Genomic DNA, 24687 nt, shown 5'->3' with positions numbered 1-24687 from the left:
TTTGTAGATGGTCCCCAGCAAGAGGCAGAGGATGGAAGTGTCTCCCCACTCAGCAAATGAACCTACTATCTTATTGAAATCAGGTGGCTCCTTTATCGCCTTGAGTGGGCATTTTTAAGATGCAAATAAGGTGGTACCGCGGAGACTGACTGTGCTTCGTCCTTGATAGGATGAAGGCAGTTATTTTTTATTTATAGGAGGAAAATAATGGTTACTCGTAAAGAAGATTTTTCGAAATGGTATTTACAAACAATTCAACAAGCAGATTTAATGGATTATTCACCAGTCAGAGGCTGTATAATCTTTAAACCAAATGGTTATGAAATCTGGGAACATATTCAAGAATATTTTAATAAGCGTTTAAAAGAAGAAGGTATTCGCAATGCCTACTTCCCAATGCTTATTCCTGAGTCTTTCTTTACTCGTGAAAAAGATCATATTGAAGGATTTAGTCCAGAACTGCCATGGGTAACTGAAGCAGCTGGTGAAGTTTTGGAAGAAAGATTGGCCTTAAGACCGACTTCAGAAACCATGATAGGCGATGCGTTTTCTAATTGGATTAATTCCTACCGTGATTTACCTTATGAAATTAATCAGTGGGCCAATGTTTTCCGTTGGGAAAAACGCACTTTGCCTTTTTTAAGAACTTCTGAGTTTTTATGGCAGGAAGGACATACTGCTCATGCTGATGAGGAAGATGCTCGTCATAGAACCATGCGTATGCTAGAAATCTATGCTGAATTATTAGAAGAATTATTAGCAGTACCGGTCTTCAAAGGTGAGAAGACTCCTTCGGAGCGCTTTGCCGGAGCGGTGCAAACATTTTCAGTTGAAGCCATGATGCAAGATGGTAAAGCTGTGCAAGCAGGAACTTCTCATTATATGGGAACTAAATTTGCAGAAGCTTTTAATATTCGTTATTTAAATAAAGATAATGAGCACGTTTATGCCCATACCACTTCTTGGGGTGTTTCGACCCGCTTAATCGGTTCAATGATTATGACCCATTCAGATGATCAAGGATTGGTTCTACCACCAGCCATAGCTCCTCAGCAGGTTGTTTTCATTCCCGTTGGACCTAAGAAAAAATTAGACCAAGTGCTTGAAAAAGTAAAAGACTTAGACGCTCAATTAAAAGCAGCAGGTGTTAGAACTTATATTGATGATTCAGATAACTCAGCAGGTTATAAGTTTAATGAGTGGGAGTTGCGTGGAGCGGCTATTCGTATAGAAGTGGGTCCAAGAGACATTGAAAATAATCAAGTGATTATGAAAGCCAGAGATGAAGATGAAAAAAATGCCATCACAATGGATGGCTTGGCTGAACAAGTTCATCAAGCTTTAGCCTTAATGCAAAATCGTCTTTTAGAAAAAGCTCGCCAACGCAATCAGGCCAATATGTATACTCATATTGATACTCTAGATGAATTGATTGACCATATTGAAAATAAAAAGGCAGCCAATGAAACCCCAGGTTGGGTATTAGTTGGCTGGGATGGTAGTGAGGAATCAGAAGCTAAGATTAAGGAATTAACAGGCTTTACAACACGTAATTTACCATTTGAAAATTATTTTGCAGGTGAAAATGCTCTGGTTAAGAAAGATAAATGCCTTGTATCTGGGAAGCCAGCTAAAGAAACAGTTTGGATTGCAAGAGCGTATTAAAAAATAACCAATAGGTTGAAAGGAGACCATGATGAGAAGTTTAGCATTAGATACCTCATCCGATGTTTTATCTCTAGCTCTTTTTGAAGAGGATCAATTGATCATCGAAGTCAATTCGAATGTCTCCAAGCAACACGGGGCCTTCCTTCTACCCTTGGTGGAACAGCTATTACTTGCTGTTAAGTGGGAGAGGGAAACCATTGACCAAATTTGGTTAGGGAGAGGTCCTGGTTCATATACAGGCTTGAGGATTGGAGCAACAATGGCGAAGGTTTGGACTTCCACCAAAAAAAGTCATTTAGAGAGTTTTTCCAGTCTAGCGATTATGGCAGGTCAAGTGGCCGATGATGGTGGGAAAACTTGGATTATTCCTATTATGGATGCGCGAAGAGGGACAGCCTACACAGCGGCCTATCACTGGCAAGATGGTTTATTGAAAAATAAAATTAAAGATGATCATGTTGACTGGCAAGATTGGATTCAAGAGAAACTCTTGCCACAATTTAACGAGACAGACCTTAAGCAGTTAATATTCCTGAGTGCCCATGAAAATAATCTTACTAACTTTGTTAAAGAAAGCCTTTCTCAGCAAAGTATTCAGCATCGATTTGTAACAGGTCAATATGCTTGGCCAAAGGTTGGTAAAGTGCCTTACATTGAACGAAAGCATGTTGAAGATGTAGATATTTTTGAGCCTTTCTATGCACATTTGACTTTAGCAGAACAAGAATGGGCAGCCAAACAAACTAATCAAATCCAAGAAAAGAATGAAAGTTATGTTGAGCAAACTAATGAAACGAGTATTTAATCCTTTTAAAGAGAAAACTAAAGTAAGACATAAAGCAATGACTCAAATTAGCCCTTATATTGATTCTTTAGCGCTAATAAGGCAAAAAAAACAAAAAAACATCCAATGCAGAGTAAGATTAGCCAAAAAGACTGACTTACAAGCTTTAGTGCAGTTAGAGCAAAAAGGTTACGCAGGTTATATTGCTTGGGATTTATCTGATTTTGAAAGGGATTGGCATAAAAATCCACAGATTTTATACTTAGTTATTGAAGCAAAAGACTTAGCAACTGATAAGTCAAAAATTATTGGAATGATTACGGGTAGGTGTTTAATTAATAATACCCATATTAGCCAATTAGTCATTGATCCTGAGTGGCAATCACACGGTTTGGGTTCTTATTTATTAAAGATTTGGCTTCAAATCAGTCGTGAATTGGATAGAAAGTCGGTAACTTTAGAAGTAAGAGAAAGCAATACGCATGCCCAAAAAATCTATTATCAACAAGGCTTTGTCCTTGAGAACAAAAACCCTTTCTACTATGAAGATAATGGCGAAACGGCTCTCTTTCTCCGCTGTCATTTGTAAGGAGATAAAGAAATGATGCTTAAAGAAATCGCAAAAGCAGATAAAGAACCTGCTTTACTTCAGCAAATCTTAGCCATTGCTCAAAGTTTTAATTGGTCAGCGGATGCCACCATTCAAGAATGGCAGAGTCCTTATGCTAGATTATGGATTTGGACCGACGCCCAAGAGTTAGTGGCTTGTTGTGGCGGACAAGTCCTTTTTGAAGAAGCAAGCATACATTATTTTTGGGTTGGTCCTCTATACAGAGGCAAAGGGAGGGGAAAAGCTTTTTTAAGAGCTCTTCTAGATCAATTTCAAGAAAATAAAGTAGAAAAAGTTAACTTGGAAGTTCGAGTCAGTAATCAGGTGGCTATTGCCGTATATCAAGCAGTGGGATTTAAGATAATTGATGAACGGCCTAACTATTATCATGATCCGGTTGAAGATGGCTGGGTTATGCAGTTAACATTTGAGTAGGAGGAATAGCCAATGCAAGAAGAAAATTTAATATTAGCCATTGAATCGTCTTGTGATGAGACGAGTGTAGCCTTGATAGAAAATGGCTGTCATATTAAAGCGAATATTGTTGCCTCCCAGGTAAAGAGTCATATGCGATTTGGCGGTGTTGTCCCTGAGGTAGCTAGTCGTCACCATGTCGAACAAATCAGTCAAGTTTTGAAGTTAGCATTAGAAGAAGCCCAACTAGAATCGATTGATCAGGTAGATGCGATCGCAGTGACCCAAGGTCCTGGGCTAGTTGGCCCTCTATTAATTGGAGTTACTGCAGCTAAGACATTGTCCTATTTATATAAAAAGCCTTTAATTGCTGTCAACCATTTAGCTGGACATATTTATGCCAGCCGCTTTATTAAAAACTTAGAGTTTCCATTAATGGCTTTAATTGTCAGTGGTGGACATACTGAGTTGGTGGTTATGAAGTCGGCGAATAATTATCAAGTCATTGGTGAAACGCAAGATGATGCGGTAGGAGAGGCTTATGATAAGGTAGGCCGCTTGCTAGACTTACCTTATCCAGCAGGTAAGTATCTTGATCAAATGGCTAAAGAAGGAAACCCAGAAATTTATTCAATCCCTCGTGCCATGTTAAATGAGAATAACTTAGATTTTTCATTTTCAGGTATGAAGAGTGCGGTGATGAACCTGGTTCACAACGCTAACCAAAGAGGAGAAAGCATCCAGCCAGTTGATTTAGCAGCGAGTTTTCAACGTGCCTGTGTGGATGTTTTAACGGGAAAAGTTAGCAAGGCTTTGGAAAATCGTCCAGAGATTAAGCAATTTGTTTTAGCCGGCGGAGTAGCCGCCAATAGTGAATTGAGAGCAAGCATACAAAGCCTGTTTGAAGCTCACTACCCTAATGTAGAACTTTTAATTCCACCTTTAGCATTATGCGGAGATAATGCAGCCATGATTGGAGCAGCTGCCTATCCAAAGTTATTAAAGGAAGAATATACGGATTTAGCAGCCAATGCCAGACCAGGTATGACTCTATAAAGAACACACACACTGAAATTTTCAGTGTGTGTTTTTAAATTTATTTTAAATCGGGGTATTTTTCAAGATAGTCTTCAATAGCCAGACTGTATTCTTCCCATTGTGTAACTAACTGATTACTAGTTTCTTGCTTTTCTTTTATTTTCTGATCAATAGCAATTAATGCTTGATGATCGTTAGCATTTGCTGCTTCGAGCATCATTTCTTTATCTTTTTCGATCATTTCTTCAAGAGCTTCGTTATCAGTCCAAGCTTCGTCTGCTAATTTCTGTAGTCTTCTTAGTTCACTTTTTATTTTTTTATTTTCTTCATAAGACAGCTGACCAGCAGAGATAAGTTCTTCTTTTTGCCCATTCTTATTTTCCTCAGCTGCTTCAAAGGCTTCAAATTCTTCTTTTTTAGCTAAATAGTAATCATAATCGCCAAGATAAAGCTGGCTCTTGTCAGCAGCTATTTCTAAAACATGAGTAGCAATCCGATTAATAAAGTAACGATCATGAGAAACAAATAGCAGCGTTCCGTTAAAGTTAATGAGTGCTTCTTCTAAGACTTCTTTCGAATCAATATCTAAGTGGTTGGTTGGCTCATCCAACAATAGGGTATTATCGTGATCAGCCGCTAAAAGAGCTAAGGCTAAACGAGCTTTTTCACCACCACTGAGCAGACTGACTTTCTTTTCCACCGTTTCTCCACTAAAAAGAAAAGAGCCTAAAATGGAACGGATTTTCCACTCATCTGTTGTATCATGAGCACGCCAAAGGGTCTCGAGTACGGTAACGTCGCCAGACAGATGGTTGACGTTTTGGTCGTAGTAGCCAATTTGGACATTGGTTCCCTTCTTAATTGTACCATCGATAACTGGAAGATAGCCTAAAAGAGTTTTTAGAAGAGTTGTTTTCCCAATTCCATTAGGACCAACAATAGCGATAGCATTTTGCTTGGTCAGGTCAAGGTTGATGTTTTGACAAAGAACATCTGTAGGAGAATAACCAATACTCAAATTTTCTGCCTGAATAACTTTTTCACCCGATTCTTTGGCAATTGAAAATTGAATACGAGGAGCCTTAGCATCTTGTTTAGGTGCTTCAATGCGGTCCATCTTTTCTAACTGTTTGCGTCGGCTTTGGGCTCTTTTAGTAGTGGAAGCACGGGCAATGTTTTTTTGGACAAATTCTTCTAAACGATTAATCTCAGCTTGCTGTTTGAGATATTGTTTTTGAGCGTGTTCCATGCGAGCTGCTTTTTCTTGGACATAAAAAGAATAATTACCTTGATAATGATGTAGATGGTGGTCGCGAATTTCATAGATTTGAGTTGCGACTTTATCTAAAAAATAGCGATCGTGAGAAACGATTAAAAGTGCGCCTTGATAGGTGGTTAAAAACTTTTCTAACCAGCTTAAAGTCTGCATGTCTAAATGGTTGGTAGGCTCATCCAGAATTAATAAGTCATAGTCTTGTAATAAGAGTCTGGCTAAGGCGATACGAGTCTTTTGGCCTCCAGATAGACTTTGAATAGGTTGATCATAATCCTCCGGATAAAAACCAAACCCATGAAGAACAGTTCGAATAGTAGATTCGATTTGATAGACATTTTTTGCTTGTAATTCCATTTGAATTTGATCATATTGGGCCAAGGTCTCTTGATATAAAATAGATTGAGTATCACCTTGATCAGCTAGATTCGCTAGTTTGTCAGCAATTTCTTGGGCTTGGTCTCTCATAACTAATTTTTTAGAAAAAAGAGACAGCATTTCATCCCAAACAGTTAAAAGAGAATCTACTGCTATATGTTGTTCTAAGTAACCGATGTTTAGCTTTTTAGCACGACTAAATTGACCATCATTGATGGGTTCATCACCAATGATTTGTTTAATTAGAGTTGACTTACCCGTTCCATTACGTCCGACCAATGCAATTCGGTCACGTTCTTGAATCGAAAAGTTAACGTCTTCGTATAAAGTCACATCGGCAAAACGACGACTGATATTGTTTGCTTGTAGTAAAATCACGGGCCATCCCCCTTTGTTCAATCTCTCCCATTATAGCACGCTTATTAAACTCTCACTAGTTTCGATTCAACTGGCTTTTTAAAAAGTTTGTGAATTTTTTTTAAAAAAGACTCTCTACTGATTGGCATTATCTTCGTTTGATGATATACTAGACTTATCAAATTGTGAGAAAACACACAAACAAGTGAAAGTTAGGATGAACGGAGGAAGTAGAATGGTGAAAGAAATCCCACGAGCGACGGCCAAGCGTTTGCCAATTTATCATCGTTATTTGCGATACTTATACAATGCTGGTAAGACGCGCATTTCATCAACCGAACTCAGTGATGCTGTTAAAGTTGACAGTGCGACCATTCGGCGTGATTTTTCTTATTTTGGAGCCCTTGGGAAAAGAGGCTATGGTTATGATGTGGAATATTTGCTTCAGTTTTTTGGGAAGACACTCAATCAAGATCGTCTAACAACCACTGCCTTGATCGGAGTTGGATCATTAGGGAATGCCTTATTAAACTATAACTTTAGAAAATCTAATAATGTCAGAATTGGTGCCGGTTTTGATGTCAATCCTGATTTGATTGGAACTGTCCATTCGGGCATTCCTATCTATTCGATTGATGAGTTAGAAGAGCAATTAGAAATCCAAGCAATCGATGTGGCTATCTTAACTGTTCCTCAAGAATATGCAGACGAAATAATGGAACGATTAATAGCTGCTGGTATAAAGGGAGTTTTGAACTTTACCCCATTACGTTTTGAAGTACCTGAAAGTGTTCGCGTACAAAATGTTGATTTAACCAATGAACTGCAGACCTTGATTTATTTCATTAACCAAGAAGAAATTGCTGATCAGTTAGCAAGAGAATAGAAAATGATTGGACTTCTTACTATTTATAGTGAGAAGTTTTTTTATGGTTTTAGGAAAAAATAATGAGATTTTTATATCTATTTCTTGCTTTTTAATCAAAGATGGTCTAATATATTAATTGTGATTAGCACTTATATCAACAGAGTGCTAAATAATAAAATTTGGAGGGATTTTCATGTTGAAACCTTTAGCAAAACGTATTGTTCTAAAACCAAAGGAAGTCGAAGAAACAACAGCAAGCGGCTTTGTGTTACCTAGCTCTGCTCAAGAAAAACAACAAATTGGTGAAGTAGTATCGGTTGGTCCTGAAATAGAATCAGAAGACGGAATTAAAGTTGGCGATCAAGTTATCTATAAATCTTATTCAGCGACCGAGATTGAAGACCAAGGTGAAAAATTTATTATTATCGAATTAAAAGAAGCTTTAGCAATTATTGAATAAAAGATATTTAATAAAGAACTCAATAGAAAAAGATATAAAGGAGCGGTATAAATGGCAAAAGAATTGAAATTCTCAGAAGACGCACGTGCAGCTTTATTGCGCGGGGTAGACTTATTAGCAGATACGGTTAAAACAACAATGGGCCCTAAGGGACGTAACGTTGTCTTAGATAAGACTTACGGTTCTCCACTTATTACAAACGACGGGGTAACCATTGCGCGTGAAATAGAATTGGAAGACCGTTATGAAAATATGGGTGCTCAATTAGTGCAAGAAGTAGCTTCAAAAACCAATGATATAGCTGGAGACGGAACAACGACTGCCACTGTTTTAACTCAAGCAATTGCACGTGAAGGAATGAAGAACGTTACAGCAGGTGCTAACCCAGTTGGTATTCGTCGTGGAATTGATAAAGCAACTAAGACAGCTGTAGCAGCTTTAAAAGAATTATCACAACCTGTATCTTCTAAAGAAGCGATTGCACAAGTAGCAGCTGTATCATCAGGAGACCAAAAGGTTGGCGAATTGATTGCTGATGCTATGGAAAAAGTCGGCAACGATGGTGTAATCACTATTGAAGATTCTCAAACCATTGAGACTGAATTATCAGTTGTAGAAGGTATGCAATTCGATCGTGGTTACTTATCACAATATATGGTAACCGATAATGAAAAAATGATTTCAGATTTAGAAAATCCATATATCTTAATTACAGACCGCAAGATTTCTAACATTCAAGATGCGCTTCCAGTATTAGAAGCAGTAATGCAATCTGGCCGTCCGTTATTGATTATTGCTGAAGATGTTGAAGGGGAAGCTTTACCAACTTTAGTTTTAAATAAATTACGCGGAACTTTAAATGTAGCTGCAGTTAAAGCACCAGGATTTGGAGACCGTCGTAAAGCGATGTTAGAAGATGTTGCGATTCTTACTGGAGCTACTGTAATTTCTGAAGAATTAGGCTTTGAATTAAAAGATGCAACCATCGACCACTTAGGTTCAGCTGGAAAAGTGACTGTGACTAAAGATGACACAACGATTGTTGAAGGTGCTGGTTCATCCGAAGCTATTAAAGAACGTGTAGCTTTAATTCGTCACCAAGCAGAAGAAACTACTTCAAGCTATGACAAAGAAAAATTACAAGAACGTTTAGCCAAATTAGCTGGTGGTGTAGCAGTCATTAAAGTCGGAGCAGCAACTGAAACCGAACAAAAAGAAGTTAAATTACGTATTGAAGATGCATTAAATGCCACTCGCGCTGCTGTTGAAGAGGGAATCGTAGCGGGTGGAGGAGCAGCTTACTTAATCATTAAAGATCAAGTAGCTGCCACAGAAACAGAAACTGATGATGAAGCAACTGGGGTGAAGATTGTGGTTCGTGCTTTAGAAGAACCTGTTCGTCAAATTGCTGAAAATGCAGGTCGTGAAGGCTCAGTGATCGTCAATAAAATTATTTCTTCAAAAGAAGGAACAGGTTATAATGCAACAACGGATCAGTTTGAAGATATGATTCAATCTGGTATTGTTGATCCAACTAAGGTAACTCGTTCAGCCTTACAAAATGCTGCATCAGTAGCCGCTTTATTATTAACAACTGAAGCTGTCGTAGCTGAAATTCCTAAAGACGAACCTGAAATGCCTGCCCAACCAGGTATGGGTATGATGTAAGTCAATTAAATAAATTGATTAGGCAAACGATTTAAGGTGGTTTTAACCTTAAATCGTTTGCTTTTTTTATTTTCCTGACTATAATTAGATAGTTTTAATGAAATTTGTCCTTAAACACATTGAAAGTGCCTAATAATATCGGTAAAATGATAGAGATAATATGGCTATCAAAATTAGGACGTACTAGAGAAAGATAATGTTCTATATAGCTAATAGATTATAGTGAGGAATGAAAGCATGTTAAGAAACCAAGAGACGTTATCACTTCGTTTCGTTCAATGGGTAGAAAACCTACCTTTTGCCCACAAACGATTGATATGGGCAGTCAGTGACCTTTTAGCTTTTTGTCTAGCAACAATTGTTGCTTTAGTCATTTTTTTAGGTATATTCAAAGTCCCAATGCAGTTTTATGTGGGACATTTATTATTGTCCTTTGGTTTATATTATGCAGTCTCTAAGCATTTTAAAGTCGATTCACGTATAAAGCGCTATGCGACTATGGTCGACTTTTCGCTTTTATTTTTAATTGTTATTTTTGCCAATTTAATTTCTGGGTTGATTTTATCTATAGTGCTTAAATGGCTCTCTTTTCGCTATTTAATTATAGTAGCAGGTCTAGCAGGAGTTGCAATCAGTGCTTTACGAATATTATGGCAATATATTTATCACACTAAAAACAGAGTCACTAATATCGATAACAAAAATAGAGAAAATATTGTATTAATTGGAGCAGGAGACGGTGGATCACTTTTTATGAATGCTTACCAACGTCATCCAAGAAACGAAAAAGTGGTTGCTATCCTAGATGAAGACCACTCTAAAATTGGTATGAATATAGGAGGCGTCGAGGTAGTAGGGGGCTTAGAACAACTTACGGAATTAACTAAGCAGTACAATATCGTAAAAGCTGTCATTGCTATTCCTTCCCTGAAACCAGAAAAATATGAAGAAATACTTCGTTATTGTAACGAATTAGGTGTGCGCGTTTATAATATGCCAAAAGTTGAAGACGTTTTATTAGGAATCCATCAACCAAAAGAATCCATGCGTGAAATTAAGATTTCAGACCTTTTGGGCCGTCAGGAAATCGAACTAGACGAAACTGCTATGAGAAAGGAATTAGAAGGGAAAACCATTCTAATAACGGGAGCAGGAGGGTCTATCGGATCTGAAATAACCCGTCAAATTTCTAAACATAATCCAGCAAAAGTTATTTTATTAGGGCATGGGGAGAACTCTATCTATCTTATCTATCATGAGATGATTAAAACTTATAACGAACGTATGATTCAATATATTCCGGTTATTGCGGATATCCAAGACTATGACCGTCTATTAGAAATATTTAAAGAATATCAACCTGATATTATCTATCACGCGGCTGCTCACAAACACGTACCTTTAATGGAAGCTAACCCGGTCGAAGCTTATAAAAATAATATTTTGGGCACATACAATGTCGCACGAGCTGTCGATCAAGCTAGAGTGTCTAAAATGGTAATGATATCTACGGATAAAGCGGTCAATCCCCCTAATATTATGGGAGCGACTAAACGAGTAGCTGAGTTAATTATCACTGGCATGAACAAGCAGTCAGCATCCCTTTATTGTGCAGTTCGTTTTGGAAATGTACTGGGCAGTCGAGGCAGTGTTGTTCCTGCTTTTAAAAAGCAAATAGCCGCTGGAGGTCCTGTGTTAGTTACAGATTTTAGAATGATTCGCTATTTTATGACTATTCCAGAAGCCAGCCAATTAGTTGTTTTTGCTGGAACTTTTGCCCAAGATGGTGAAGTTTTTATCCTTGACATGGGGGAACCTGTTAAAATTCTTGATTTAGCCAAGAAAATGATTCTCCTTTCCGGGCATACAGTTGAAGAAATCGGTATTCGAGAGTCAGGTATTCGACCAGGTGAGAAGCTTTATGAAGAATTATTGACCGGATCAGAACTTGTTGAAAATCAATTAAATGATCAAATATTTGTTGGAAAAGTTGTACCAATTCCACTACAAGAGACTTTGGAATTTGTCGAAAGTTTGAAAGAGTCGGTTCATCAGCCTAAAATTATGAAAGAAAAGATAATAAAATTTGCTAATGATAGCACACAATACGGAGGTTAACATGCAACAAGAAGAAATTAGCTTAAAAGATTTATGGAAATTATTTACTAAGCATGCTTTTAAAATATTTAGTTTAATACTCTTAGGGATTATTTTGGCGATTGCTTTTATGATTTTATTTGTAACACCTAATTACCGCTCAACGGCTCAGCTTTTAGTGAATCAATCAGAAGAGCGAATGGGACAATCGCCTATCCAATACAGTGAATTACAAGCTAACTCACAGTTGATTAATACTTACCGCGATATTATCACGGGTGACAGTGTTCTTAATCGAGTGAGCGATGATGCCAATAAGGCTTATTCGGTAGGAGATTTAAAAGATGCTATTACGGTGGAACAATCACCAAACTCACAAGCTTTTTATGTTTCCGTTCAGCTTGAGTCTCCTCAAGCTGCTCAAAATGTTCTTTATAATGTGATTACAGTTTTTGAAGAAACAGTCAGCGATATTTATGGGGGAGAAGATACCAACATTTTTATTCTTTCTCCAGCTTCTTTTAACCCAAACCGAGTTTCTCCTAGTTTGCCAATTTATTCAATTATTGGGGCCCTAATGGGTCTGGCGATAGCCATCTTAATTATTATATTATCCGAAATTTCTGACACAACCGTCAAAGATGATGAATTTATGGCAAGTCTAGGAATGAATGATTTAGGACATATTTATCAACTTTCAAATAAAGAAATGAAAAGTTCTCGTATAGCAAGTAGTAAATCACAAAAACGGACTAGAAAGAAGGTTTAGCATGTTTAATACTCGAAAGAAAAAAGAAAGCAAATTATTAAAAGATCAAGAATTTGGAACCTCTTTAATTACTTATACATCTCCTCAATCTATTAATGCGGAGCAATTTCGTGCCATCCGTACGAATATTGAATTTGCTCAAGTCGATCGGAAGCTTAAGAGTTTACTAATTTCTTCTTGTATTCCGGCTGAAGGCAAGTCGACCGTTTCAGCAAACTTAGCGGTTGTTATGGCTCAAACAGAGAAAAAGGTTTTGATTGTTGATGCGGATATGCGTAAGCCAACCCTTCATCGAACTTTTAGAATCGATAATAAAGAAGGACTGTCAACCTTAATTGCCAATCCTGAGGTCAAATTTAATCAGGTAGTTCAACATAATCCCGAAACAGGTCTTTACTTATTGCCGTGTGGACCTATTCCGCCGAACCCTTCAGAATTACTCGGTTCAGCTCGTATGACATCCATTATGCATGAGTTGAATCAATATTTTGATTTGATAATCTATGATACGCCACCTATTACTGCTGTGGCTGATCCACAAATTTTAGCAACACGTGTGGATGGTATTTTGATGGTATTACGTTATGGCTATGTTCGTCGTGAGGAAGTACGCCAAGCGAAAGAAATCTTAGATAATGTCAATGCGAATATTTTAGGATATGTTATGAATGGTGTTCCGCGTGAAGAAGGATCAGGCTATTATTCATATTATGGTTATGGTTACGGTCATGATTCCGAAAAAGATAGCAAGGGTGAGTAATAAAAATGATTGTTGATTTACATTCACATCTTATACCCGGAGTAGACGATGGGGCGCAAACGCTAGAAGATTCTATTTACCTAGCTAAAATGGGTCAAGAAGAAGGGGTCCAACATATTGTTTTAACCCCCCACCATCGTAATGGTCAATTTATTAATCATAAAGAGGATGTTATAAAATTTACGGACAAATTATCTGCTGATTACGAAAGAGCTGGCCTACAAGTTAAAGTGTATCCCGGTCAAGAAATACGCTTAACCAAGCAATTTATGGAAGATTATTATAATGGTGATTTATTATCTCTAGATGGATCGGATAAATATTATTTGATTGAATTTCCAACTGCTAAAGTCCCAGAATTTGCGCCTAAAATGCTATTGCAGTTAATTGATATGGGAATAACACCTTTAATTGCGCATCCAGAAAGAAATCATCAATTAGCTGAAAATTATGAGGATTTATATGACTTAATTCAGATGGGATGTTTATCACAAATCACTTCTTCTTCTTATGTGGGCTTATATGGTGAAAAATTTCAAAAAACAGCAAGAGAAATGATTGAACTTAATTTAGCACATGTTATTGCTTCTGACGTCCACCATGTGGATTTTCGACCATTTAATATGAAGGCTGCATTTAATCAACTAGAACAAGATTTTGGTCAGGCAAAGGTCGACTATTTCTTACAAAATGCTCGGGATATCTTTAACGGAGATCCCATTCATAAGTTAGAAGCTAAACGCTCAAAATCAATAAGAAAAAAGAAAAAAAGATTCTTTGGACTCTTTTAAAAAACTTGATTGTCGTTTAGTAGCGACAATCAAGTTTTTTTATTTTCTAACTAAAAAGTTTATGCCTATTTATAGGCTGAAATCTACAAAGCGATTAAAAGAGTAGATAGAAGGAGGGTTATGAGGGCGATTGCTATTAAAAGATAAAGCTTGGTATCGAATGGATAAGGGATAGATAAAAGATAAGTTACGATCAGTATTTAATTGATAGTAGAAGAAGCCGTATTTGATAACCGTTTGTCGATTAGTATGATCTTCGAGTGTATTAAAATAGGAGCAATAGCGTAAATTGAGCCAAAGAAGGCTATCTAAACAACTATTAAAAGGTATGAAGAGGTGTTGGTCTTGGAGTATATTGTGTGAAATTTGTTCTAAGGATTGGTTGGAGTACCAAAAATCTCCGTTGCTATCAATGATTAGAGTATTAACATTGATATGGGCTGAACTTAAGTCGCATAAGAGTATGGGGATAATTGAATAATGAGATGGGAGGTAATGAGCTTTACTTAGCGCTTGATGAAGAAATGCAAAATAATGACGATGACACGGAGCAACTTTAATACTTATCTTAAAATTTAACGACAAGAATATCACCACCAAAAAATATTTATCAAACAAGTTGAAAATACCATATAGTAATTCTTATTTCAATAGAAAGGCGAACCAAAATAGCCACTTATATAAAATTTTATATAGCATAAGGATTCATATAAAAAAATAATAAATTGAATAGATAATCTTACTGTCGTGTTAATAATTAATGACAAAAGTATGAATCTAAAATGATTTCCGCTAGAATAACTTTGCCTGCTTATTGGGTCATGTTATACTATAGTTACTAAACAAAACTATTAAAAAAAAGGGGGTTCTCATAGATGAAGAAAACAATTCAACAGCTGATCAATAAATCGGCTATTTGCTTGTCTGTTATCACTTTAATGGGCTTGACTCAAGCATCAGCCAATACCACCCATGTGGTCGAAAAAGGCGATACGATTTATAGCATAGCTCGTAAATATGGTTTGTCTGAACAAGACTTAATGGCTTTAAATGGCTTATCAAGTACAACTATCGATATAGGTGCTCAATTGATTGTGAGTATGGATGGAGGAGACAAAAGTAGTAATCAAGAGGAGGCAGGTTATTATGTCGTAAAAAAAGGGGATACCCTCTATTCCATTGCAAATAAATTCGGTTTATCCGTCGATCAATTACGATCTTTTAATGGTCTCACAGGTAACTATATAGATGTAGGTGATCGTTTAGCTTTAAATGGTTCAAATACAACAGATCAACCAAGTCAGCCACCGGTAGTGAAAGAAGATCCAGCCACTTATGTGGTTCAAAAAGGCGACAGTCTTTATAAAATTGCTAATGCCTACGGCTTAACGGTTAGTCAGTTAAAGGCTATGAACGGGCTGTCCTCCGACTTTATTGATGTAGGGGACTTATTAGCAGTAGCTGATGGAGGAACTACTTCTGTAACACCTGGGGGATCTAATCAAGGATCCAACAATCAAGGTTCGTATGTTGTTAATAAAGGCGATAGCCTTTATACCATTGCTTTAAGATATGGTGTGACTGTTAATCAGTTAGTGGCATGGAACGGCTTAGTTTCAGATTTAATCTATCCGGGAGATAAACTAGCAGTAACATCTAACGGATCAACTGATCTTACAAATCCCAACCGTCCAAGTCAACCGTCTTACTCATCCAATGCTTACACGGTTGTGGCGGGGGACAACTTTGATACTATTGCTCAAGCCTATGGTATGACTGGCCGTCAACTGATGGCTTTTAATGGTCGAACAGATACCATGATCTACCCTGGTGAAGTGATTTATTTACCAAGCTCAGGCTCCAATTATGTACCAAGTCAAACTAACACAACTTCTAATAACTCAACAGGTAATCAATTAACCACCACGCCAGATACATCCAGTGATTCTCAACCACAAAGCGATGGGCTAGGTATTAATAATGAAAAACCAAAGACTCTTAAAAAGGAGCCGCGCGAAGTGAATATTCGCAAACCTAAAACTTTACAAAAAGATGAAGATAAACTCACTGATCCGAGAACCAAGGCGCTAGATCCTGAAAGTATTGACTTGCCGACTCATGAAGTGACTGAAGGGGAAAAATTGGCTGATATTGCAAAGGCTAATGACATTAATGAAAATGATTTACGCCAATGGAACGGCCTCTTAAATGATGCGATTGAAGTAGGAGATATTCTTTACTTGAAGGATCCAAGCCAAGCGATTACAGTCTTTAAACAAGCTCGCCCATTAGAAGAAATTTATCCAATTAAGCATACTTTAATGGAAGACGAAAGAATTCAAGACTTATTAGAGGTTTACCCAGTAACAGAAGCTCAAATTATTGAATGGAGCGAATTAGAAGAAGGTAAAGAAATTGAGCAAGGAACAGAATTAACCCTTTCCCATCCTGAAAAGGCACCGAGTATTTATAAGGTGACTGAAGAAGATTCCTTAGAAAGTATAGCGAATCAATTCGAAGTTTCGGTTGAAGCGCTTCGTGAATGGAACGGTTTACTTGACAACGTGGTCTATATTGGTGAAGAAATTGCTGTCACTAATCCATGGGTAGACTACCATCAAGTAGCTCCTGGCGAGACACTCGAAGTTTTAGCAGACAAGTATGAAGTAAGTATTGACCAATTGAGACAGTGGAACGATTTACCAGCTGAATCAATGGTTGTAAATGGCGTGTTAATTGTATCGAATCCGAAAGCTTTTGAATTAGAAGATGAAGATAAGGATAGCGACGCTGAGAGAACTGAAGAAACAAGTGCTGAATAAAAATAGATAAAGACAAAAAACATCGCAAGCCTTGGCTGCGATGTTTTTTATTGCAATGAAAAATATAAACTCTTTACGAAGAAAGACTGAACCAAGCCGCGTGTTGTCCAGAAACAGCACCTGTTGCAAAAGCAGCTGTAATGTTATAGCCACCTGTATATCCATTAATGTCAATGATTTCACCACAGAAATAGAGGCCTTTCATTAATTTAGACGCCATGGTTTGAGGGGTGATTTCTTTTAAGTTAACCCCTCCACCCGTTACAAAACCTTTTTCAAGTGGTTGACTGCCATAAACAGTGAGTGGAAAAGCTTTGACTCGTTTCCACAGCGCTTCTTGAATAGAATGGTTGACTTGCTTATAAGCTGACTTTTCTTGGATTCCTACTTGTTTTTGAATCAAGCCATTTAGTTTGTCAGGTAACCATTGGCGCAGAATGTTATCAACTTGCTTTTCTCTTTGTTCTTCTGCCAGTTTCTTGAGCTCTTCATATGAAATATATGGGATAAGATCAATGGTTAGATTCGCAATTTTTTCTTGGCTTTCTTTAAGGTATAAATTGACATGGCCGGAGCATCTTAAAATAGCTGGTCCTGAATAACCAAAGTGGGTAAAAATCATATCCATTTGATGGGAAACAATTGTTTTCCCTTTTTTATCTAGTACTTTGACATTAACGTCCCTCAATGAAATACCTTGTAATGACTTGTCTTGAATAAAGGAATCGTTGGATAATAAGGGGACTTCAGTGGCATAAAAATCCGTCAAACTGTGACCAGCGTCTTTGGCCCACCGATAGCCATCTCCCGTCGAACCGGTGCGAGGATAGGCCTTGCCGCCTGAGGCCAAGATGACAGCTTTGGCAGTATATGTCGCTTTGCTGGTTTGAACACCTCTAACAGAAGCTGTTTCCTGATTATAAAGAACTTCTTCAACAGGTTCACCAGCAATTACTTCAATGGCATAATGTCTCATCTCATTAATTAAACAGTCGCGAATGGTGCGAGCAGAGTTCGAAATGGGAAACATCCGCCCATGATCTTCTTCTTTTAAGCGAACACCTCGTGTTTGAAAAAAATCGATTATATCTTGTGAATCAAATTGTTCTAATACAGAATAAAGAAACTTACCATTACCTGGAATATGGTCAATGAATACTTCACGAGGTGAACGATTGGTGACATTACAGCGGCCTCCTCCGGTAAGAATTAATTTGCGTCCTAATTTATAATTTTTTTCAAGTAACAGCACACGCGCGCCATTCATGCCAGCGTGGATTGCTGCCATCATTCCGCTAGTGCCTCCACCAATAACAATAACATCAGGGCGATTCATCATTTTCCTCCTCGCTAGGCATTTGTTTTGATTGTATCATAGGAAAAAAATAAAAGGCAAAGTGTTTCCACTTGCCTTTTAGTATATAGAATTTACTATACCATTGGATAGACAGGAATTTTAGCTCGTGTTGCTAATTGTTTAGCGAAATAATCACTTAAGAAATAATCAACCATGCCGTGGATAAGAGTTCCTCCACCCACTAGAACAATTAAAACATATAAGAAGTTTTCACTGGCTTGGCTAAAACCTACTTGGGTGATCACATAGACGACGAATACTTCAGCAACTGCATGAATTAAGTTGATGATGAAAGAAAACGTCCATTTATTGCGACTTGTTGCTAACCATTGCGGTTTTTGTTGAAGCATTTTAGCGCCAACAAAAGCAAATACAACGTGCGAAGCAGCTCTTGCAACAATAATCATAGGAAAGCCAGCTAATTGAAATCCCAGACTAGTACCTAAACTTACTAAAACAGCTGTAAAAGGCGAAATAAACATGGCCATAAAAATTGCCACATGACTAGCCAAAGTATAAGAAGCAGGAGGAATCACAATTTTAAGTGGCATAACCATTGGTATGATAATACCAATTGCTGTGAGTAAGCTAGCGAACGTCAATTGGCGTGTTTTAGATAAGCGAGTAGTTTGAGACATAAGAACCTCCAAAAAATTTACTATAAAAGCAGTTTAACAACAATCTATAATGGTGTCAAGACACCTATCTACACATAGAGGATTTTTTCTTGTGACAAAGCATTTTCGATTAGCTTAAATTCTTTTAGACTAGGCACCTGTATGGTATGTGAATGAATACCATCCGTTAAGGATGCTAACATTTCACCTTCATAAGTTGCCATACGTTCTAGAAAGGCTTCAAGATCAGCTTGCGAATGAATATGAAGGGCAGCAGACAATAAACCATAAACCGGATGCTCTATTTGCACATCAAGCACTTTACCCTGATAGGCTAATATTGTTTCTAACTCTAGCCGCATTTGACTATCATCATGACGACAAACAATCACCCCCGTATACCCCTTAGTAGCAGTATTGTTAATCGGGGAAGAAGGAATTAAATATCCCTGATTAGTGGCTAAAATTTCTACTTTATGATGGGCACGTAATAAAGCAATATCTCCAACAATTACCTGACGACTGACTTGATAACGACTAGCTAACTCATTGGCCGTTATCGCTTCGCTTTGTTCTTTTAAGAATGCTAAAATGGCTTGGCGTCTTTCTTGAGCTTTCATAAATTTCACTTCCTTTGAAATGATTATACCATGAAGGCAAATGACTGTTGATCGAAAGCAAAATAAATTTGAAGCAGTGTGAGAAAATCGCTTGACATTAGGGGTTAATAAGGAATATAATAGTTGACGGTATTGTTTACCCCACACATGAGCCCCGGAAACTCATCGTAACCGTAAACAACTAGACAAATATTGGAGGAAAACAACGTGCGTCAAACATATATGGCTAAAAAGAACGAAGTTGAACGCAACTGGGTATTATTAGATGCCACAGATATCCCATTGGGACGCCTTTCAACTGTTGTTGCATCAATCTTACGCGGAAAAAATAAACCCACCTATACCCCACACGTGGATACAGGTGACTTTGTAATCGTAATTAATGCTGAAAAAATTGCCTTAACTGGTAAAAAAGCAACAGACAAGAAATATTATAATTACTCAGGACATCCTGGTGGAATGCGTGTCACTACAGCTGGTGAAATGCGCGACAAGAAACCTACACGCTTAATCGAACGTTCAGTAAAAGGAATGTTACCAGACAACCGTTTAGGTCGCAAACAATTCACTAAACTTTTTGTCTATGAAGGTTCAGAGCATAACCATGCCGCTCAACAACCTAAAAAATTAGACATCAATACATTAATATAAGGAGGGATTAAATGGCTACAGTACAATACTTAGGAACAGGTCGTCGTAAAAACTCATCAGCACGCGTACGCTTAGTACCAGGAACTGGTGAATTCACTGTGAATGGTAAGCCTTTGGAAGAATACATTCCATTTGCTCACTTACACGAAGTAATCAACCAACCATTCAACGCTACTGAAACTTTAGGATCTTATGATGTTATTGTGAACGTAAAAGGTGGAGGCTTCTCTGGTCAATCAGGTGCCATTCGTCACGGAATCGCACGTGCATTATTAAACGTCGATCCAGACTTCCGTCCTGCATTAAAATCAGCTGGACTTCTAACACGTGACCCTCGTATGGTAGAACGTAAAAAACCAGGTCTTAAGAAAGCTCGTAAAGCTTCTCAATTCTCAAAACGTTAGGACAGTCGTTGCGAACTTGTTCCCTTACGAATGTGCTATGGGACGGAGATTCCGCAGGAATCGAGTACCAATCATTATTACAGCAGATATTCAAGACACTTTCCTTTATTGGAAGGTGTTTTTTGTTTTTAAATTTTATTTGTTATTTTTAATTTTATATAGTATACTTAAAAAATATAAGAAGGAGAGTGAGTAAATGGGAAATATGTCAGACGGTTTTTCAAGTATACTATACATGGTATTTGTAATTATTTTTATTGTAGGTATGTGGAAACTTTTTGAAAAGGCTGGTGAAGCTGGGTGGAAGTCACTGATCCCTATTTATCAACTATATATTCAATTTAAAATTGTATACGGTAATGGATGGAAAGTGTTATGGCTATTAGTTCCGCTAGCAAATATCTATTTTATCATCATGTTTTGTTTAGACTTAGCAAAAGTGTTTAGACTTAGCAAAAGTGTTTGGAAAGGGTGTTGGATATGGTCTCGGGCTTCTTTTCGGATTCCCACTTTTTTCAGTAATTTTAGGCTTTGATGATTCAGAATATTTGGGACCAAAACGTAAATAAATGATGCACCTATTTTTATTATATGAATATCATTTATACTTAAACATCTTCCGTTAGGGAGATATCAGTATGTAGATAAAACCCTCTAGATCACAGCTTATAGTGATTTAGAGGGCTTTTTTATGTATAATAAAAAGAAAATGGGTGATTTCCATGATGTCAGTTAATGCCGATAGTAAAACATTTGAAGCACGTAATCAGATCGCTTTTCATGCCCTTGAAGAACTCGTTCTTGAAGACCATCTTCTGAGAAAAATTGATCGCCCTATAAATTTTTCATTCAACTATGCTTTAGTAGAAGATGTCTATTGTTTGGATAGTGGACGTCCAAGTTTTAATCCGATTACGCTTATCAAAATCTCATCATTCAACATCTCTAAGGTATTCTAAGCATGCGCCAAACCATTCAAAAAATTCAAGTGAATGTTGCTTATCGCTGGTTCTTAGGATTATCTCTCACGGATTCAGTGCCCCATTTTTCAACCTTTGGAAAGAATTACAAGTGGCGTTTTGAAGGAACAAGTATCGCCCAACAGATTTTTAGCCAGATACTCACGCAGTGTTTGGAGGCAGGAGCAGTCGATACCCAAGCAGTTTTTATGGATGTACTCACGTCAAAGCTTGTGCGAATGGCCGGAAATATACCAACGAAGAAGTGCCGGTACAAGCCAAATGGTTGGCAGATGAAATGCTGGAAGCTGTTCAAGCAGATCGGATGATTCATAGAAAAAAGTCGCTAAAAAACACAAAAAAGGAGACCTTAACAAAGTCCCAAACAATCAGTCCCAATGATCCGGAGGTAGGGTGGTTTCATAAAGGGGATCATGGCCAAGTTTTTGCCTATACTATTCAAACAGCTTGCGATCGCAAGGGGATGGGTATTAGCTTATAGTGTCCATTCAGGAAATACCTACGATACATTGGCTTTCCCCTTCTTATTTGAAAAAATCCCTTCTTTTAATCCGACTTATTTAATAGCAGATGCAGGGTACACAACGCCTATCAATGCACATTTTCTATAAAAATATGAAAATACACTGGTGTTCCTTATACGCGACCAAGACGCAAACTAAAAATAGAGATGTTGCTTATGACGCGTACTATAATTGTTATTTAGATATAAATTGCAAATACAACTTAGCCACCTAGTACAAAGGAGTCCTCGCCCATGAGAAGTGTGAGTTCAATGATCCGTGTAGTTGTTTAATCTTTCTGTGAGGGTTTGATAAGGAGCTGAGCCATGGTAGCCTGATGGGCTGAGCGGTTTATCTGGCGTTTAGGCTAGGAAACCATGGCGAAGGAGGCTCCTTGTCAAGCCATCACGTCAAGCTGTTTTCTGTTCATTCTTCCACGCCTTAACAAACACTTCGTGAGCCGTGGCGTAACCTAATAGCTTCCGGGGCCTGTCATTCATCCATTGTTGAATGCGATCAATATCTACCTGTGTATACCTAGCTAAAGACTCCCCTTTTGGTATATAGCGTCGAACGAGACGGTGTTGGTTTTCACTGGTGCCACGCTCCCAAGATGAGTAAGGGTGAGCGAAGTAGACCTCAGCTACAGAGGAGACGGCTTTTGTGAGTGAGCTGAATTCTGAACCGTTATTACTTGTAAAAGTCTTAAAAAGTCGCTCAGCTTCCTCTCCTAGGGAGTTTATGAGTTGAGTGATCGCTTGATAAACGACCTGACTTGTCTGATTCTTAATCAAAATAAGCCACTCAAAGCGTGAGTGTCGTTCAACCAACGTCAATAAGGCAGGGTCCTCTTCACCATGCGGACCTACCACAGTATCGATTTCCCAGTGTCCCCATTCCTCACGGTCTTCCACTTTCTGGGGGCGTTCTTCAACCGATTTGCCCAGGATTTTGCGACGTCTGGGTCCAGGTTCAAAAGCCTTGTGCGGTTTGCGTGATACCTTTTCAGGTAAATCAATGTTCTTCGTTCGCATGAGCCCCTTATTGATCCAGTTATAAAGCGTTTTTGTGCAAGGGATCAAGTCTTCACAGAACAATTTATGACGTTCAGCGTAACCAACAACCACATCAGGGCTCCACCTCTCACTGAGTAGCCTTATCCGCCCAATCGATAAAGTCCTTACTATTGACCCACTTAGGTTGTCGTCCCGTTCCCTCATGCAAGGGGTCATACGCCGCTTGTCCCGCAGCAGCACTATAGACATCCCTGAAGTAGAGATAAGTCTTTCCGTTTACAGATTGTTTGCGTTTCTGAGTAACTGTCCCGCGTTTCACTTTTGTATGAATGGTCTGAGGTGAACGTCCGAGTAACCGAGCGATTGCTCGGTTTGAGCCATGTGGAGTCTGCTATTCTATGTCTGTGTTGTTACTACATAGATTAGCAGACTCACTGGCTCTTTTTCTAATTTATATGGCTAAGTTCATTTTACAATTCACCAAAACTTAATATTAGAAGAGTCACCTCATCTTTAAGAAGGGGTAATTGAATTTTAAACTAACTCTTGCATTACAAGGTAGCTAGCTGTATAATAATCTTAAAATACTATGTAATACAAGATAGTGAATTCGTTCTGTAAAAGGAGGGGTAATTTGTCTTCTACACAAATGTTAAAAGGAGTCATTGATGGATGCATTCTGATGATTATAAAAAATAAAGAAGCATATGGTTATGAACTGGCAGAAAAATTATCCCGTTATGGTTTTCATTCGATGAGTGAGGGTACGATCTATCCTTTATTAATGCGAATGAAAAGAGAGGGTTTAGTATCATCGACACTAAAAAAATCCACTGCAGGTCCCAAAAGGAAATATTATTCCCTGACTGAAAAAGGCGCAGATGAATTGGATCATTTTATTAAGCGCTGGGAAAACCTTCAAAGTAGCGTTAACAAGGTTTTAAATAGAGAGTCGTACACGGATAGTGATAAAGGAGATGGAACAAATGGAAAATAATACTCAACTATCGAAACAAAGTAAAGAGTTTTTAGAAAATCTAACCGTATACTTAGTTTCTAAAGGTAAGGAAACGAATGAGATTGAGGAGATAGTTAGTGAGTTAGAAGATCATCTCATACAAGCTGAAGGCCAAGGGAAGCCGATTGAGCATATTATTGGTTCGTCGCCTAAAGATTATATGAGGTCAATAGCCAATGAAATGTTAGTTGATCACCGTTCTGCTATTAAGAATATTATTGGCATTATGGTTGCATCCTATTCTTTCATTATCTTACCTAATTTGATGAGAGGCGAATTCTCTTTTTCGATTCTAGAGATTATGGGTCATTTAGTTATTGCTGGAGCATTTATTGTTGCAGTGCTTGCTGCTTTTAGAAATATTATTCCAGCTAGATTATCAGACAAAATGAAGTATTTAGTATTTGCTATTATTTCACTTGTAACTATAGCTGCCTATGTTGCTTTATATTATGTAGATAGTATGACTCAAACACCAATTATAACATTAGACTCCACCGTCAGCCTTCTCATTGGGTCTATTATGGTGTTGAACTTAATTTTATTATCAATTTGGTCCAAAACAGCGGTTTTACTCGTAACACTTTTGTTAATTACACTACCAGAATATCTTTTAAATCTATCGCCTCTTCCCTACGAGTTAAAGCAAATTTTAACTTTGATTATTATGATAGGAGGATTTGCACTGTATGCTTGGTTTGTTTTAAAAAGATAAATTATCATAACAAGTGCAACGTTCAATAAACGCAGAGTTCATTAGCTAT

General features: G+C 37.7%; 26 protein-coding genes and 3 pseudogenes. 22 read left to right on the top strand and 7 right to left on the bottom strand.

All coding sequences use genetic code 11. The annotated features are described in order from the left end of the window. Positions 1 to 207 precede the first annotated feature (207 nt). The 5 genes from proS to tsaD are packed head-to-tail and all read left to right on the top strand — an operon-like array spanning position 208 to position 4532. Positions 208 to 1665 carry a proline--tRNA ligase gene (gene proS / locus ACQV2S_RS06240; RefSeq protein ID WP_428873996.1) on the top strand — a complete coding sequence of 486 codons (1458 nt, stop codon included), beginning with the start codon at positions 208 to 210 and terminating at the stop codon, positions 1663 to 1665. Between the two features lie 31 nt (positions 1666 to 1696). Next, positions 1697 to 2473, top strand: a complete 777-nt coding sequence (gene tsaB, locus ACQV2S_RS06235) for a tRNA (adenosine(37)-N6)-threonylcarbamoyltransferase complex dimerization subunit type 1 TsaB (RefSeq protein WP_428873997.1) — start codon at positions 1697 to 1699, stop codon at positions 2471 to 2473. Further along, a complete protein-coding gene (locus ACQV2S_RS06230) occupies positions 2457 to 3041 on the top strand; it encodes a GNAT family N-acetyltransferase (protein ID WP_428885216.1) in 585 nt (194 codons plus the stop codon). Before tsaB ends, ACQV2S_RS06230 begins: the two co-directional genes overlap by 17 nt. A 12-nt stretch (positions 3042 to 3053) precedes the next feature. Next, complete coding sequence (rimI, locus tag ACQV2S_RS06225; RefSeq protein ID WP_428873999.1) at positions 3054 to 3497, top strand: ribosomal protein S18-alanine N-acetyltransferase; 444 nt, start codon at positions 3054 to 3056, stop codon at positions 3495 to 3497. Between the two features lie 12 nt (positions 3498 to 3509). Further along, positions 3510 to 4532, top strand: a complete 1023-nt coding sequence (tsaD, locus tag ACQV2S_RS06220) for a tRNA (adenosine(37)-N6)-threonylcarbamoyltransferase complex transferase subunit TsaD (RefSeq protein WP_428874001.1) — start codon at positions 3510 to 3512, stop codon at positions 4530 to 4532. Between the two features lie 40 nt (positions 4533 to 4572). On the opposite strand, the gene ACQV2S_RS06215 is transcribed toward tsaD, so the two are convergent. Further along, complete coding sequence (locus ACQV2S_RS06215; protein WP_428874002.1) at positions 4573 to 6543, bottom strand: ABC-F family ATP-binding cassette domain-containing protein; 1971 nt, start codon at positions 6541 to 6543, stop codon at positions 4573 to 4575. Positions 6544 to 6757: 214 nt separating this feature from the next. Between ACQV2S_RS06215 and ACQV2S_RS06210 the strand changes: the two genes are divergently transcribed. From ACQV2S_RS06210 to ACQV2S_RS06180, 7 genes are all read left to right on the top strand, one after another. Next, positions 6758 to 7408, top strand: coding sequence for a redox-sensing transcriptional repressor Rex (locus tag ACQV2S_RS06210; protein WP_428874003.1), 651 nt, complete (start codon positions 6758 to 6760; stop codon positions 7406 to 7408). Positions 7409 to 7583: 175 nt separating this feature from the next. Beyond that, on the top strand, positions 7584 to 7850 hold the full coding sequence (locus ACQV2S_RS06205; RefSeq protein ID WP_428874005.1) for a co-chaperone GroES: 267 nt from the start codon (positions 7584 to 7586) through the stop codon (positions 7848 to 7850). 51 nt (positions 7851 to 7901) lie between these two features. After that, positions 7902 to 9518 (top strand): chaperonin GroEL, encoded by a 1617-nt coding sequence (gene groL, locus ACQV2S_RS06200; protein WP_428874006.1) that lies wholly within the window; start codon positions 7902 to 7904, stop codon positions 9516 to 9518. Between the two features lie 237 nt (positions 9519 to 9755). After that, a complete protein-coding gene (locus tag ACQV2S_RS06195; protein WP_428882426.1) occupies positions 9756 to 11636 on the top strand; it encodes a polysaccharide biosynthesis protein in 1881 nt (626 codons plus the stop codon). A 1-nt stretch (position 11637) separates the two neighbouring features. Beyond that, the gene (locus tag ACQV2S_RS06190) at positions 11638 to 12384 is read left to right on the top strand and encodes a YveK family protein (RefSeq protein WP_428882425.1); all 747 of its coding nucleotides are present in this window, start codon (positions 11638 to 11640) and stop codon (positions 12382 to 12384) included. A 1-nt stretch (position 12385) separates the two neighbouring features. Further along, a complete protein-coding gene (locus ACQV2S_RS06185) occupies positions 12386 to 13144 on the top strand; it encodes a CpsD/CapB family tyrosine-protein kinase (protein ID WP_428874009.1) in 759 nt (252 codons plus the stop codon). A 5-nt stretch (positions 13145 to 13149) separates the two neighbouring features. Next, positions 13150 to 13935 (top strand): tyrosine-protein phosphatase, encoded by a 786-nt coding sequence (locus tag ACQV2S_RS06180; RefSeq protein ID WP_428882424.1) that lies wholly within the window; start codon positions 13150 to 13152, stop codon positions 13933 to 13935. Between the two features lie 69 nt (positions 13936 to 14004). Here ACQV2S_RS06180 and ACQV2S_RS06175 read toward each other — a convergent pair whose 3' ends face one another. Then, a complete protein-coding gene (locus ACQV2S_RS06175) occupies positions 14005 to 14520 on the bottom strand; it encodes a hypothetical protein (protein ID WP_428874012.1) in 516 nt (171 codons plus the stop codon). A gap of 290 nt (positions 14521 to 14810) precedes the next feature. On the opposite strand from ACQV2S_RS06175, the gene ACQV2S_RS06170 reads away from it, so the two are divergent. Beyond that, complete coding sequence (locus tag ACQV2S_RS06170; RefSeq protein ID WP_428874013.1) at positions 14811 to 16757, top strand: LysM peptidoglycan-binding domain-containing protein; 1947 nt, start codon at positions 14811 to 14813, stop codon at positions 16755 to 16757. A gap of 73 nt (positions 16758 to 16830) precedes the next feature. Here the strand turns inward: ACQV2S_RS06170 and ACQV2S_RS06165 are convergent, their stop codons facing one another. The 3 genes from ACQV2S_RS06165 to ACQV2S_RS06155 form a co-directional block, all read right to left on the bottom strand. After that, on the bottom strand, positions 16831 to 18093 hold the full coding sequence (locus ACQV2S_RS06165; RefSeq protein WP_428874014.1) for an NAD(P)/FAD-dependent oxidoreductase: 1263 nt from the start codon (positions 18091 to 18093) through the stop codon (positions 16831 to 16833). A 95-nt stretch (positions 18094 to 18188) separates the two neighbouring features. After that, entirely contained in the window at positions 18189 to 18752 is a 564-nt protein-coding gene (locus ACQV2S_RS06160; protein WP_428874016.1) for a hypothetical protein, read from the bottom strand. Between the two features lie 68 nt (positions 18753 to 18820). Further along, positions 18821 to 19351 (bottom strand): 3H domain-containing protein, encoded by a 531-nt coding sequence (locus ACQV2S_RS06155; protein ID WP_428874017.1) that lies wholly within the window; start codon positions 19349 to 19351, stop codon positions 18821 to 18823. A 207-nt stretch (positions 19352 to 19558) separates the two neighbouring features. Here ACQV2S_RS06155 and rplM point away from each other — a divergent pair, with 207 nt between their 5' ends. The 7 genes and pseudogenes from rplM to ACQV2S_RS06120 all read left to right on the top strand — a co-directional run bounded on the left by rplM (position 19559) and on the right by ACQV2S_RS06120 (position 21867). After that, the gene (rplM, locus tag ACQV2S_RS06150) at positions 19559 to 20002 is read left to right on the top strand and encodes a 50S ribosomal protein L13 (protein ID WP_428874018.1); all 444 of its coding nucleotides are present in this window, start codon (positions 19559 to 19561) and stop codon (positions 20000 to 20002) included. Between the two features lie 11 nt (positions 20003 to 20013). Continuing rightward, positions 20014 to 20406 carry a 30S ribosomal protein S9 gene (gene rpsI, locus ACQV2S_RS06145; protein WP_090289633.1) on the top strand — a complete coding sequence of 131 codons (393 nt, stop codon included), beginning with the start codon at positions 20014 to 20016 and terminating at the stop codon, positions 20404 to 20406. Between the two features lie 196 nt (positions 20407 to 20602). Beyond that, a pseudogene (locus tag ACQV2S_RS06140) lies at positions 20603 to 20854 on the top strand (DUF5684 domain-containing protein); the annotation flags it as partial. A gap of 10 nt (positions 20855 to 20864) precedes the next feature. Next, positions 20865 to 20975 carry a hypothetical protein gene (locus ACQV2S_RS06135; protein WP_428885214.1) on the top strand — a complete coding sequence of 37 codons (111 nt, stop codon included), beginning with the start codon at positions 20865 to 20867 and terminating at the stop codon, positions 20973 to 20975. A gap of 153 nt (positions 20976 to 21128) precedes the next feature. Then, complete coding sequence (locus tag ACQV2S_RS06130; RefSeq protein ID WP_428874020.1) at positions 21129 to 21365, top strand: hypothetical protein; 237 nt, start codon at positions 21129 to 21131, stop codon at positions 21363 to 21365. Between the two features lie 2 nt (positions 21366 to 21367). Continuing rightward, positions 21368 to 21466, top strand: a pseudogene (locus tag ACQV2S_RS06125) (transposase); the annotation flags it as partial. A 68-nt stretch (positions 21467 to 21534) separates the two neighbouring features. After that, positions 21535 to 21867 carry a hypothetical protein gene (locus ACQV2S_RS06120; protein WP_428874027.1) on the top strand — a complete coding sequence of 111 codons (333 nt, stop codon included), beginning with the start codon at positions 21535 to 21537 and terminating at the stop codon, positions 21865 to 21867. A 432-nt stretch (positions 21868 to 22299) separates the two neighbouring features. Here ACQV2S_RS06120 and ACQV2S_RS06115 read toward each other — a convergent pair whose 3' ends face one another. Continuing rightward, the gene (locus ACQV2S_RS06115) at positions 22300 to 23109 is read right to left on the bottom strand and encodes an IS30 family transposase (protein WP_428885212.1); all 810 of its coding nucleotides are present in this window, start codon (positions 23107 to 23109) and stop codon (positions 22300 to 22302) included. A 10-nt stretch (positions 23110 to 23119) separates the two neighbouring features. Then, a pseudogene (locus ACQV2S_RS06110) lies at positions 23120 to 23281 on the bottom strand (helix-turn-helix domain-containing protein); the annotation flags it as partial. Between the two features lie 258 nt (positions 23282 to 23539). Between ACQV2S_RS06110 and ACQV2S_RS06105 the strand changes: the two are divergent. Together ACQV2S_RS06105 and ACQV2S_RS06100 are read left to right on the top strand one after the other, a co-directional pair. Next, positions 23540 to 23902, top strand: coding sequence for a PadR family transcriptional regulator (locus ACQV2S_RS06105; RefSeq protein ID WP_428882418.1), 363 nt, complete (start codon positions 23540 to 23542; stop codon positions 23900 to 23902). After that, positions 23892 to 24638 (top strand): HAAS domain-containing protein, encoded by a 747-nt coding sequence (locus ACQV2S_RS06100; RefSeq protein WP_428882416.1) that lies wholly within the window; start codon positions 23892 to 23894, stop codon positions 24636 to 24638. The genes ACQV2S_RS06105 and ACQV2S_RS06100 overlap by 11 nt, the downstream gene beginning before the upstream one ends. Positions 24639 to 24687 lie beyond the last annotated feature (49 nt).

The sequence above is a fragment of the Facklamia sp. P13064 genome (assembly GCF_050409425.1).
Classification (GTDB): domain Bacteria; phylum Bacillota; class Bacilli; order Lactobacillales; family Aerococcaceae; genus Facklamia.
Note: the sequence above shows the minus strand (reverse complement) of the source record. Positions and strands in the feature narration are given on the sequence as shown.